General features: G+C 58.9%; 10 protein-coding genes. 7 read left to right on the top strand and 3 right to left on the bottom strand.

What is annotated here, in order from left to right; all coding sequences use genetic code 11:
• Nucleotides 1-273: 273 nt before the first annotated feature.
• The 5 genes from NH398_RS10555 to NH398_RS10535 all read left to right on the top strand — a co-directional run bounded on the left by NH398_RS10555 (nucleotide 274) and on the right by NH398_RS10535 (nucleotide 4,401).
• Nucleotides 274-432: a hypothetical protein gene (locus NH398_RS10555; RefSeq protein ID WP_253018445.1), complete on the top strand. Its 159-nt coding sequence runs from the start codon at nucleotides 274-276 to the stop codon at nucleotides 430-432.
• Between the two features lie 5 nt (nucleotides 433-437).
• The gene (locus NH398_RS10550; RefSeq protein ID WP_253018443.1) at nucleotides 438-1,430 is read left to right on the top strand and encodes a LysR family transcriptional regulator; all 993 of its coding nucleotides are present in this window, start codon (nucleotides 438-440) and stop codon (nucleotides 1,428-1,430) included.
• 13 nt (nucleotides 1,431-1,443) lie between these two features.
• The gene (locus NH398_RS10545) at nucleotides 1,444-2,433 is read left to right on the top strand and encodes a TRAP transporter substrate-binding protein (protein ID WP_253018441.1); all 990 of its coding nucleotides are present in this window, start codon (nucleotides 1,444-1,446) and stop codon (nucleotides 2,431-2,433) included.
• A 76-nt stretch (nucleotides 2,434-2,509) separates the two neighbouring features.
• A complete protein-coding gene (locus NH398_RS10540; protein ID WP_253018437.1) occupies nucleotides 2,510-3,073 on the top strand; it encodes a TRAP transporter small permease in 564 nt (187 codons plus the stop codon).
• A 23-nt stretch (nucleotides 3,074-3,096) separates the two neighbouring features.
• The gene (locus NH398_RS10535; RefSeq protein WP_253018436.1) at nucleotides 3,097-4,401 is read left to right on the top strand and encodes a TRAP transporter large permease subunit; all 1,305 of its coding nucleotides are present in this window, start codon (nucleotides 3,097-3,099) and stop codon (nucleotides 4,399-4,401) included.
• A 9-nt stretch (nucleotides 4,402-4,410) separates the two neighbouring features.
• Here NH398_RS10535 and NH398_RS10530 read toward each other — a convergent pair whose 3' ends face one another.
• The gene (locus tag NH398_RS10530; protein WP_253018435.1) at nucleotides 4,411-5,940 is read right to left on the bottom strand and encodes a GGDEF domain-containing protein; all 1,530 of its coding nucleotides are present in this window, start codon (nucleotides 5,938-5,940) and stop codon (nucleotides 4,411-4,413) included.
• A gap of 203 nt (nucleotides 5,941-6,143) precedes the next feature.
• Between NH398_RS10530 and NH398_RS10525 the strand changes: the two genes are divergently transcribed.
• A complete protein-coding gene (locus NH398_RS10525; RefSeq protein ID WP_253018433.1) occupies nucleotides 6,144-8,843 on the top strand; it encodes an EAL domain-containing protein in 2,700 nt (899 codons plus the stop codon).
• Nucleotides 8,844-8,919: 76 nt separating this feature from the next.
• Nucleotides 8,920-9,621, top strand: a complete 702-nt coding sequence (locus tag NH398_RS10520) for an HAD-IB family hydrolase (protein ID WP_253018431.1) — start codon at nucleotides 8,920-8,922, stop codon at nucleotides 9,619-9,621.
• 78 nt (nucleotides 9,622-9,699) lie between these two features.
• On the opposite strand, the gene NH398_RS10515 is transcribed toward NH398_RS10520, so the two are convergent.
• Entirely contained in the window at nucleotides 9,700-11,091 is a 1,392-nt protein-coding gene (locus NH398_RS10515) for an alpha-amylase family protein (protein ID WP_253018429.1), read from the bottom strand.
• Between the two features lie 135 nt (nucleotides 11,092-11,226).
• On the bottom strand, nucleotides 11,227-11,970 hold the full coding sequence (locus NH398_RS10510) for a sulfite exporter TauE/SafE family protein (RefSeq protein WP_253018427.1): 744 nt from the start codon (nucleotides 11,968-11,970) through the stop codon (nucleotides 11,227-11,229).
• Nucleotides 11,971-12,083: the final 113 nt, after the last annotated feature.

Genomic DNA, 12,083 nt, shown 5'->3' with positions numbered 1-12,083 from the left:
TTAGTCAGTATGTTTATGGTTGTGTTAACGCAAAAATAATATATGGAGCCTGTGTCTCAAGTGCCAATCGTTTTTAGCGATATTAAGTATCGGTGGTTCCTATCATGCTGTTATTTAGTAGAAAAATAGTTGACGCTAGGGCGTGATACGATTATCAACTAAAGAAAGCGACTCAAAAAAGATTACAAAAGAGACGCCCTGATCCGCCGTATGTCGCGTGTTTGCGACACTTATAACAATGGTTAGGGAAGGGTGATTTCCGAGGAGTACCACATGCGGTTGCCAGCCCCGCGACAGCTTGCCCGTGCCCAGCACGGCAGGTTGCACACACATTTGCATAGCGACGCTTCACCAGGGTTACCCGCGGTGGGCGGCGTGGTGAAAGCGCCTGATGCGGTGCTTTCCATGAATGCGCTTTTGATAGGCTGGTAAAGACGATGCTGGATTTTAAGGAACTCGACGCCTTCGTATGGGCCGTCAGGCTTGGCTCGTTTCGTAAAGCGGCGGTGCGCTTACACATCACGCAACCCTCCGTCTCCGAGCGTATCTCACGGCTAGAGAGCACGGTGGGCGAGCTGCTGTTAGAGCGCTCGGCGCGGCCTATTCAGCCCACGATGCGCGGTCGAGAGTTCTTTCTCCACGCCGAGCGTATGCTGGCTCAGCGCGATGAAGCCTTGAAGCTGTTCGACAGCGAAGAGGATTTCTCGGCACCGTTGCGGCTCGGCACGATCGAGACGATTGCCCATAGCTGGTTTCCTCGCTTCATGCAGCGCCTCACCGAGCGCTACCCCAAGCTGATCATCGAACTGACTGTCGACTACTCTCCCGCGCTTAACGAGCGGTTGATGAGCAACGAGCTGGATATTCTCTTGGCCATGAACGGCTACCTGCCCCCCGAGCAGATCGACCAAGAGACGCTAATCCCCTACGAAATGGGCATGTTCGTCTCGCCACGCCATGCCCAAATGCTGAGCGCACGCCCCCACGCGTGGTGCACCACGCTGCCGTTCATCTCCTTTGGCAAGCTGGCGCGCCCTTATGAAGAGCTGGTGAGCTATCTGGCGGCACAAGGTGTTCATCAGCCGCGTATTCATAGCGTCAGCACCCTCATGACCATTGTGCGTTTGACCACGGAAGGCTTAGGGATTGGCGCGCTACCGGTCGCTACCGTGTTGGATGAGTGGTGGCGTGGCGAGCTCTACCGCTTGGCCCTCCCCGCGCCGTTACCCGCCATGCACTATGATGTGATTTGGCGTAGCGCCAATCATCCACGCTTCTGCCGCGGCGTTGCCCGTTTGGCGCAGGAGTGCGCGCTGGCGTATGCCGCCGAAAAGCATACCGAGATCACGAACACGTGTTTTACCGGACGCTGGGTCACACCTAGCGCTCCTTCCTCCACCCCCGTGCAGCACCTCCATCAATATGAATAAGAGGACTTTTCCTATGCGTACCCGCTTGGCTACCCCCCTACTTCTTGCCACGGCTTGCAGCCTTGCCGCCGCCGCGACCGCTCAGGCCGCTGAATGGACCATGGCGACGCCCTACGGCGATGCCAGCTTTCATACCCAAAACACCAAGCAGTTCGCGGAAGACGTGGCAGAAGCCACGGATGGCGAGCTCACCATTACCGTCCATAGCGGCGGTTCGCTGGTGTCCCACGGGGAGATCAAACCGTCGGTGCGTCGCGGCACCATCGATGCCGGTGAGGTGTTCCTGTCGATCCTTTCCAACGACGACCCGATTTTCGAAGTCGATACGCTGCCCGGTGTGGCCGGTAGCTACGACGATGCTTACGCGCTGTGGGAAGCCACCAAGCCAATGATCACCGAGCTGTTCGCCTATGAAGGGCTGATTCCGCTCTACGCCGTCGCCTGGCCTGCGCAGGGTATTTATACCGCCGAGCCGCTGACGGATCCGGCCCAGTTCGAAGGGCTGCGCGTGCGTGCGCCGAACATCAACACCCAGCGTTTCGTCGATAACCTGGGCGGTAGCCCCACTGAAACCGAGGAGTCCGATATTCCCACTGCCTTCAGCACGGGCCGTGTGGACGCCATGATTACCTCCAGCTCTACCGGTAACTCGATGGCCGCGTGGGATTACGTGACCGATTACACCGATGCCAACCTGTGGCTGCCGAAGAACATCGTCTTCATCAGCCAGCGCAGCTTTGACCGCTTAGACGAAGCGACTCAAGACGCGCTGATGGAAGCAGCGGCGCGTGCCGAAGAGCGCGGTTGGCAGATGAGCCGTGAGAACAACGAGGAAAGCCTGGCGGCGCTACAAGAGAATGGCATTAGCGTATCGACGCCCAATGCTGACGTAGCGGCTGCACTGCAGGCGGCCGGTGACGAGCTATTCGCCGATTGGCAGTCTCGTGCAGACGATGAAGCCAAAGCGGCACTGGAAACCTACCGCTCGCAGCGTGGCAACTAAAGCCTCGTTGCTTCGGTAACGCCTGGGGCAGCTCGCGGGCTGCCCCTTCCCCTACGCGCTCTGTGAGACTGCGAACATGACGTTTAAATTCGACAAACTCTATCGCCTGGGTGCCTGGGGCGCAGCAGCGTGCATGGTGGCCATTTGTGCGCTGATCGCGCTCCAAGTCACTTTCCGTTTAGTGGATGCCCTACTGGTGCTGGTGGGCGTTAACCGACTCGGTATCAGTATTACGGGGGTGTCGGAAATGGCCTCCTATTTATTGGTGGGCGCCACGTTTCTGGGGCTGGCTTACACCTTTGTTCATCATGCCCATATCCGAGTGACCTTACTGATTTCACGTCTGCCGTCAGCCGTGCGCGTGTGGTTTGAGGTCTTCGGACTGTTGATCGCGTTGGTCATCAGCGTTTTGCTGGCCTATGGCCTGATCGGTTTGGCGAGGGAAAGCCTGCAGTACAACGATGTGTCATCGGGCTTTATGTCGATTCCTCTATGGATTCCCCAGGTGGCGCTCGCCGTTGGGGTAGGGCTTTTGGCTTTGGCGCTATTAGAAGCACTATGGATGGCTGGGCGCATTGCCATACGCGACCCGGCAAGCTTTCGGGAAGCCATGTCCATCGACGATAACGACGCGCATTAAGCAGCGACTCGGGAGAGACCCTCGTGCTACTACTAAGTTTAGCGACTATGTTGACCCTGGTGCTGCTGTTGGGCAGCGGGGTGTGGATTGCCTTTGCCTTGATAGGCACCGCATGGATTGCGCTGCAGTTTTTCAGCCCCTTTGACCCCGGCCCTATCCTGGCCTCCGATTTTTGGGGTGCAAGCTACGGCTGGGATTTGACGGCACTGCCGATGTTTATCTGGATGGGCGAAATTCTGTTTCGCTCGGGGTTGGCGGACAACATGTTCCGTGGACTGTCCCCCTGGTTGAATCGCCTGCCGGGCCGTTTGCTGCATACCAATATCATTGGTAGCGGGATGTTTGCAGCGGTGTGCGGCTCATCGGCAGCAACGTGTGCCACGGTGGGCAAAATGACCCTGCCAGAGCTTGAGCGTCGTGGCTACGACAGCAATATGGCGATTGGCACGCTGGCCAGTGCGTCCACGCTGGGTCTGCTGATTCCCCCCTCGATCGTGCTGATCGTTTACGGTGTGGTCACGGAGCAGTCGATCTCGCGGCTCTTTATGGCGGGCATTGGTCCCGGCTTAATGATTTTGGCGCTGTTCATGGCGTATTTGGTGCTGTGGGCGCTGCTCAAAGGCAACCGCGAAGGCCTCACCGGTGCCGATGAATCCGATATGAGCTTCGCCGAAAAGCTGCGCAATACCTGGGCGCTGGTGCCTATTTTGCTGCTGATCGGCGGCATCATCGTCTCGATTTACGGCGGGCTGGCCTCGCCGACGGAAGCGGCTGCGGTGGGCGTGGTGCTGTCGATGATCATTGCCCGGTTCAACGGCCACTTCAATCGAGGGATTTTTACCGACTCGCTGTTTGCGGCGGTGCGTACGGCGTGCATGATCGCCTTCATCATTGCCGGTGCGTCGTTCCTCACTTCGGCCATGGGCTTTACTCAGGTTCCCATGAAGCTGGCGCAGGCGATTGGTGAGATGGGGCTCTCGCCTACGATGCTGCTCATTGCGCTGACGCTGCTGCTGCTCATCATGGGCTGCTTTTTGGACGGTATTTCGCTGATCCTGCTGGTGACGGCGATTATCATGCCGGTCATCAGCGCTGCGGGCTTCGATCTGATCTGGTTCGGCATTTACCTGGTGATCGTGGTCGAGATGTCGCAAATCACGCCGCCGGTTGGCTTTAACCTGTTCGTCATCCAAGGGTTGACCGGTAAGGATATTTTGACCATCACCAAAGCGACGCTGCCGTTCTTTTTGCTGATGCTGCTGGCCATTGCGCTCATGCATCTCTTCCCCAGCATCGCGCTCTACCTGCCCTATGCCATGACGAGCTGACGGCCAGGGTTAGTGACCATACACCGACACCCCGCCCCGGCCAGAGCGTTTGATGAAGTACATACTCTGGTCGGCGGCATCGATCAGTTCGCGCTCGTTGCCAAAGCCGCCGTCGGTCAGGCAAGCCACGCCAATCGACACTGAGACGTAAAGCGCCTCTTGCTCGATCCGTGCCATGGGGCGCTCCTGCAAGCGTCGAGTAATGCGTTCGGCAAAACGTCTCGCGCCCTCGGCATCCTCGTCCGGCAGAATCACCAGAAACTCTTCACCCCCGTAGCGGCCCGCCAGGTCGCCCACGCGAATCAGCGAGGCGAGCATTTTGCCAAAACGGGTGAGCACTTCATCGCCCGCCTGATGGCCGAAGCGATCGTTGAGCACTTTGAAGTGGTCCAGGTCGATGAACACCACTGACATGGTGCGTTTGGTCGATAGGCAGAGGTGAAAGCGCGCGCGTAGCTGCTCCTCCAGCCAAGCGCGATTGGCCAGTTGGGTCAGCGGGTCGATCCGGCTGCGCTGCTCTAGCATGGCGTAATCGTTGAGCAGCGTTTTGCGTGCTTTTTGCTGAGCGTCCAAGCGAGCGCTGAGCACCAAGGTGTGCTCAAAGAGCAGCTGCTGAGCCTCCTGCAGTAGCGCTACGCTGTCGACCGGGACGGGCTGACTCAGTCCGAGGGTGTCCATCAAGGGGGGAAGGGACTGCTCCAGGTGTGCCAGCAGCCCCGACATGGCCCACTCGCTCGCAGGCGCTAACGCCTGGAGCTGGCGTATCACGCCTGCTAATGCTTGAGCGGGATTGGCCGATAACCAAGCATCGGCCACCGAGCCGGAGACCCGTAGGCAGAGCGCAGCGTTATCCTCGGTATCGAGCCCGTCGTGGCTACCGTGAATCGCTTGCACTAACGCGTCATGGGCGCCCCATTTTGCCAGCAACCAAGCGCCCACCAGAGCGTGGTCGCAGTCGAAATAGCGCCTTTCCACCTGAAGGGTATGTAGGTGGGAGGTGTGCTCGGTGCCATACAGCAGGTCAGCGTCGGTGGGGTAGGCGGTTTGCAGGGCCAACATGCCAATGTCTTGCAATAGCGCCGAGGTAAACACGCTCCCAGACTGGTGGGGGCAGAGCTGCTGCGCGAGGTAGCTCGCGGCGACGGCCGCCGTGACGGCGCGCTGCCAAAAGTGCTGGCGACTGCGGGCGGTGTGGCCATGTTCAAACAGGCAAAAGCTCAGTACCGTGGCCAGGGTGACATCCAGCCCCAGGCGCTGGGTCGCCTCGAAACAGGTATGAGGCGGCTGGGCCGCGCGCAGGTAGTGCACGCTATTGGCCACGCTCATGACCCGGGCCGTCAGGGCAGGGTCGTGTTCGATGGCGCGGGCGTAATCGCTCAAAGTGGCGTCGCCACTGCGCGAGATGTCTAGCACCTTGAGCGCTACGGCGGGTAGGGTCGGTAGTCGCTTGCATTGCAGCAAGGCGCTGCTGAGAAAGCTGGGAAGCTGGTTAGCCAGCGAGGTGTAGAGTGTTTCGCTGACGGCGGTAGGCCCCGTCATAGTGTCTCCTCAAATGCCGTGCAGCGAAGCGGGCAATCAACTGAATAGCGATAGATGTTTTTATCATAATGCCAAGGCCACCGATACGCTTGGGCATTTCGACATCTTCCATAAGGTAGCTGTTTATGGTGCAAACGTCGCCGTGCTTTGTTAAAACAGTGGCAAAGCTTAGCTGCTCTATAACGACATAAGCGAGTGCAACGATGCACACAAGGAAAGAAGCAGCAGAGATTTTTCGCCAGTTGGCAGAAGGGGTCGGACGCAGTGGTCAGCCCTGTTTCTTTGCTACCCTGGTGGAACAGCTTGCTCATCTACTGGCCGTCGACCATGCGCTGGTGGCGGTCGTCACTGATGCCAATATAGCGGAAACCCTGGCCGTTTGGTCAAGAGGGGGCTTGCAAGCCAATCTCTCCTATCCGCTGGCGGGCACCCCTTGTGAAACCGTGGTAGGTCGTGAGCCCTGCCTGTACGCCTGCGATGTGCAGTCCCGCTTTCCAGAAGACGATCTCCTGAGCCAGCTCGGTGCCGATAGCTACATGGGCTTGCCGCTGTTTGGACCCGATGGCTCGGCCATTGGCCTACTGGCCGTGCTCAACAATCGTGCCATGGCATTCGATGGGTTAGAGAACGAAATTCTGCGCATTGCCGCCGCACAAGCAGGCGCCGAGCTGGGTCGTCGGCAGGCAGAAGCCGCGCTGCGCAAAAGCGAGGCCGCCGCCAAAGAGAGCGAGCGGCGGCTGAACACCCTGCTCAATCACTTGCCCGGCATGGCCTACCGCTGCCTGAATGACCACGACTGGACCATGCAGTTAGTGAGTCAAGGTGCCGAAGCGCTGACCGGTTATCGGCCGGAGGAGTTGGAACACAGCCGAGTGACGAGTTTTGCTAGTCTCGTGCACAAGGAGGATCAAGAGCGGCTGTTCCAGGAGGTGCAGGCGGCGATTCGCCAGCGCCGCCCTTATCGGGTGACGTTTCGTATCCGGCATCGCGACGGCAGCGAGCGCTGGATGTGGGAACAGGGGCAGGCCATTTTCTCCGACGAAGGCGACGTGCTCTGTTTGGAAGGCTTCATTACCGACGTGACCGACCAGCAAGAGGCGCAGCGAGTGCAGCAGGCGGTCGTACAAGTCGCCTCGACCGTGACCTCCCGGGTAGGCGATGACTACTTTCAGCAGCTGATCGCCACGCTGACCACGCTATTGGAAGCCGATGCAGGGTTCATTGCCCTACTGGATCAGCCCGTACCGCCGCCCCAGGGAGCGTCACCCCACCCCAATAATGTGCTACCCGCCACCACGGGCCATACCGTGAGCCTGGTCGTCGCCGGTCAGCCTCGCAAGAATCACACCTTTTTGCTGCGCGATACGCCGGTCGAGCGCGTCGTACTCGAACAAGAGAGCGTCGTCCATCATGGCCAGCGCTTCACCTTGCCGGGCGCTACGCTGAGCGCACAAGCCTGGATTGGTCGACGGCTGGATAACGCGAAAGGCGAAGCCATTGGGGCGATGATGGTGTTTTACCAAGCGCCGTTAACCACCAATGCCTTTGCTACGTCGGTGCTACAGATTCTCTCCACGGGAGCGGCCGCGGAGCTAGAGCGACGCCGTGACCATCGCCATATGCATCAGCTGGCCTACACCGATAGCACGACCGGTTTGCCCAACCGGGTGCAGTTCATGGAGTATCTGCGCGACATGGGCCAGCTTGCCCATGAGCAGACGTCGCCGCTGGCGCTGCTGCTGTTGGATTTGCGCCGCTTCAAAGAGATCAACGACCTGCACGGTCATCACATTGGTGATCAGTTATTGGCCACCGTGGCGGGACGTTTGCGTCACCTGGACCTGCCGAACGTGCACTGCGCGCGACTGTCGGGGGACGAGTTCGCGCTGCTGTTGCCTCACATCGATCGCGCGAGCGTGGATGACGTGGTCAAACAGCTGTGCAGCTTGGTCAAGCGGCCGATTCGTTTGGATCATCGCGTCTTCAATTTGGACGTGAGCATTGGCTTTGCGCGCTACCCTGGCGATGTCGCCAAGGCCAGCGAGCTGTTCAATGCGGCTAGCATCGCGCTACACCACGCCAAAAAGCGCGACACCAACATCTCTCCTTATACGCAAACCATGCGTCATACCCTGGAGCGCCGCCAATGGATGACCGAGCGGCTGCACGTGGCGATCTTGGAGCGGCGGCTGGAACTCTACTTCCAGCCTCAGGTGGATTTACACACTCAAGCGTTGACCGGGGCAGAGGCGCTGTGCCGCTGGCACGATCCCGAGTGGGGCTGGGTAAGCCCGGGTGAGTTCATCCCCCTGGCAGAGGAGCGCGGGCTGATTCGTTTACTCGGCGACTGGGTGCTGGAAGAGGCCGCTCGCCAGCTGAGCGAGTGGCAGGCGGCGGGTACACCGCTCCCTGGACGGCTATCGATCAACATCTCCGCGCAGCAGTTTGCCGACCCGCGCTTGACCACCCATATTGCCACGCTCACCTCCAGCGTCTCGCCCAGTGCGATTGCCATCGAGCTGACCGAAAGTGACTTCATGCGCGACCCCGATCAGGCGGTCATTATCACCCAGGCCATGCGCCAAGCAGGCTATGCGCTGTTCATCGACGATTTTGGCACCGGCTACTCTTCGCTCTCTTACCTGCGTCGTTTCGCAGCCGATGCGCTCAAAATCGACATCTCGTTCGTGCGCGATATGTTGGATAACCACCACGATCGCGCCATCGTGCAAACGATCATCGCCATGGCCAACACGCTGGACATGAAAACCCTCGCCGAAGGCGTCGAGAGTGCCGCCCAGGCAGCGCTACTGGCCGAGATGGGGTGCAATCAGGCGCAAGGTTACTGGTTTGGCAAACCGCTGTCGGCCGACAGTTTTGCCCGTACCTGGCTGAGCCGTTAGGCGCGCGTTCGTCATCTTACTGTCATCATGCTTGGCATACCCTACGCGCGCCAAACCGCGACGATAGGAGTTTCCCATGCGCCTGGCCCTGTTTGACCTTGATGACACCCTCCTGGATGGAGACTGCAGCGACCGCTGGAATTTATGGATGATTGAGCAAGGGTGGATCAGCGACGCGGAGCGCTTCATGGCGCGTGCGGAGCAGATGCAGCAGGCCTATCACGCGGGCAAGCTCAAGTTGGAAGAGTACCTCGCCATGACGTTGGCTCCCTTGAAAGGGCGGCGAGTGTCCGACGTCGAAAAAGAGGTAGAGCGCTTTGTCGCCACCCATCTACAGCCGCGTATTTTTGATCAGGCGTGGCGCTGCCTAGAAAGCCATCGAAAGGCGGGCGATATCCTGGTGCTGATCTCTGCCTCATCCCACCATTTGGTGGCCCCCATTGCGGCGGCGTTGGGCATCGAGCACGTGCTCGCGGTGGAGCTGGAAGTCGCCACTTCAGAGGAGGGGCGTGTGTATACCGGCGCTAGCCAAGGCGTGCTCTCGTACCGAGGCGGCAAGGTGATCCGCTTTCAGCAGTGGTTAGCAGAACACGCCATCACCCCAAGCCATACCACTTTCTACTCCGACTCCCGCAATGACCTGCCGCTGCTGCAGTACGTGGATTGCGCCGTAGCGGTCAACCCAGACCCGGTATTGGCCGAGGTGGCTAGTGTAGAAGGGTGGCGACGCTTAGACTGGCGGGCATCCGCACTTGCCCAAGTTGCTAAGGCAATTTAAGCGCATGGCGAGAGTTGCCAGTCGCGTCATAACATCTCTTTGAAGGGCTCTGCTGGCAGAGCCCGTTAGACGACCAGGCTATGAGGCTGGACAGGGAGCGCCGACGTGCAGGGCTGCCGCAGACATGGCGGGAACGCTCAACGTCAGTTGACCATCCTCTACCACGATACATTGTCCCTCAGCCGTCACGTTTTGATAGCGGCCATCTGCCATATCGGTTTGAAAAGTGTGGGTGAGCGCTTGCGGCTCCCGGTTAATCGCAATAAAGCCCTGGGCTTCGCGGCTGAAGGCGATTTGATGATGGCCATTATCCCACCAGTGGGTGACCTCTGAGCCGTCGGCTTGTTGGCGAAACGCGACCATATTGGCAATCTCGGGCCAGCGGTGTTCGCATACCCAGGCTTCCCCACATTGGGCCTCGCCCTGCTGGTAGACGGCGACTTGTGGCGGACCCTGGTCGCTGTCGGAAAAGGCGTAGCTCGACATGACTTTCGGGTATCCATACGGCCATGCCAGCATGAACACGTTGGCTAAGCGATAAAGCGCATCATCTCGATGCGTCAGAATATTGCTGCCGCCCGCCCCGTGGCCACGCTGATTATCATGGTTATCGGTAAATACGACGGCTTGATCGCTCGGCAGCAGGGCAGGCGATTCGCCAAACTGCTGAAGGTTGGCCAGGGCTCGATTGTTGAAAATATCACCAAGAGACGCTCCGTAGCGAAACTCGGTGATATCCGCCGTACCTTGATACTCCGTGGCACTGATCGCCTCACCGCCTAGGTCGATGACTTCCTGAAAGGCGTAAAGCGGCGCATCTACCTGCGCCAGAATGGCCGCAATATCGCTGGGGGCCATATGCTTGGCTGCATCGACCCGAATACCCCTCACACCCAGTGCTGCCAAGGTATCCAAGTAATCCGCAATATGGCTCTGCACGGTGGGGTCGCTCGTGTTCAGATCGGGTAGGCCGACTAGCTGACATTGCCGAACGCGCTCAGCATTTTGCGTATAGTCGCTCTGTTCGATGCCGCAGGGTTCGTGGAAGTCATCGCGCTGATAATGGGGATAGTTCAGTGCTTCATTGTCATAAGACGAGCCGGCAATGCCCTGGCCCTTGCCGTGGGCCACATGGTTAATCACCGCATCCGCGTACACATCGACCCCCGCTGCATTGCAGCGCTGCACCATATCAGCAAAGGCGTCGCTGGAGCCGCTGCGGCTTTCCAGCTGATAGCTGACCGGCTGGTAGCGAGTCCACCAAGCATCCCCCTGAATGTGCTCTTGTGGAGGCGAGACCTGTACGGCTTTAAATCCTTTTGGTCCTAGCCAATTTTCGCACTCCTGGGCAACATCTTCCCACTGCCATTCAAATAAGTGCACGAACGTATCAGCGCTAGCAGGTTGCGCGGAAAGCCCTATGCTCAGTGCCGCGCTGGCAGCCAGGGCAACGGAGTATTTCGCAAACATGAGATCACCTTTGTTGTCATTGTGGCGAATAACATGACGGTATACAGAGTGACTCAAACCCTCCTTACGAGAGCGCCGAGGGGCGTAGAAAAGAGGAGGAGGGCGCCTGCTTGTCCGCACCATCGGCCCCGGTGACTAACGCACGGCTTGCCATACCAAATTAAGGCCCACCAGGAACATGGCCAGAATGACCAGGCGGTAAAACAGCTTTTCATTGACGCGACTCTGTAGCCAAAGACCGTTACGTACCCCGATCCAAGCCACGGGTACCAGCAGCAGCGAGGCCCAGGCACTGGTCATGTTGACTTCGCCTAGCCACATATACGGGCCGAGTTTGATGGTGTTCACCACGGCGTAGGTCACTGTGCAGGTAGCAATAAACGTCTCTTTAGTGAGCTTGCGCGGCATCAGGTACATGTTCATCGGCGGCGCGCCCGCATGGGCAATGAAGCTGGTGAAACCGCACACGCTTGCGGCGGGCAGCGCCCAGTAGGTGGAGATGGGTTTTTTCGCCACGGGTTTGAGCAGCATATAGGCCGCAAACACGACCGATAGAACACCCAGTACCAGCCGCACGCCCTGCTCGCTTAGGCTGCCAAACAGCAGCGTTCCCACCGTCACGCCAATGAACAGCCCCGGCACAAAGCGCCATACTTCCGCGCGATCGTGCTTGCCCCACCACGCTTTGACCGCAAAGACGTCCATCACCAGCAGTAACGGCAGCAGCAGCCCAGCTGCCTGGGTGGGGCTAATCGCCACTGCCATCAGCGGCACCGAGAGCGTACCAAAGCCGCCCGCAAAGCCCCCTTTAGAGACGCCGGTGAGATAGACAGAAAAAATGATCAGCAGCCAGGCGACGAGGGAGTAGTCGGGGAGCATGTAGCCTCACTCAGTATTCAAGACGACCAACATAAAAAAGCCCCGCAGCGGCGGGGCACGCTAGGATAGCATTAGATAAATGTTAGCGGGCGAATAGAAAAGCAGCTGCGCCT

This window comes from Halomonas sp. CnH100-B (genome assembly GCF_024124605.1).
Classification (GTDB): Bacteria; Pseudomonadota; Gammaproteobacteria; order Pseudomonadales; family Halomonadaceae; genus Vreelandella.
The sequence above is the reverse complement of the archived record's forward strand: the minus strand, read 5'-3'. Positions and strand labels throughout refer to the sequence as shown.

What these genes read in the sequence shown, in the direction of transcription:
- NH398_RS10555 (WP_253018445.1), top strand. Translation starts at nt 274, where the DNA reads ATGCGGTTGCCAGCCCCGCGACAGCTTGCCCGTGCCCAGCACGGCAGG.
- NH398_RS10550 (WP_253018443.1), top strand. Translation starts at nt 438, where the DNA reads ATGCTGGATTTTAAGGAACTCGACGCCTTCGTATGGGCCGTCAGGCTT.
- NH398_RS10545 (WP_253018441.1), top strand. Translation starts at nt 1,444, where the DNA reads ATGCGTACCCGCTTGGCTACCCCCCTACTTCTTGCCACGGCTTGCAGC.
- NH398_RS10540 (WP_253018437.1), top strand. Translation starts at nt 2,510, where the DNA reads ATGACGTTTAAATTCGACAAACTCTATCGCCTGGGTGCCTGGGGCGCA.
- NH398_RS10530 (WP_253018435.1), bottom strand. Translation starts at nt 5,940, where the DNA reads ATGACGGGGCCTACCGCCGTCAGCGAAACACTCTACACCTCGCTGGCT.
- NH398_RS10525 (WP_253018433.1), top strand. Translation starts at nt 6,144, where the DNA reads ATGCACACAAGGAAAGAAGCAGCAGAGATTTTTCGCCAGTTGGCAGAA.
- NH398_RS10520 (WP_253018431.1), top strand. Translation starts at nt 8,920, where the DNA reads ATGCGCCTGGCCCTGTTTGACCTTGATGACACCCTCCTGGATGGAGAC.
- NH398_RS10515 (WP_253018429.1), bottom strand. Translation starts at nt 11,091, where the DNA reads ATGTTTGCGAAATACTCCGTTGCCCTGGCTGCCAGCGCGGCACTGAGC.
- NH398_RS10510 (WP_253018427.1), bottom strand. Translation starts at nt 11,970, where the DNA reads ATGCTCCCCGACTACTCCCTCGTCGCCTGGCTGCTGATCATTTTTTCT.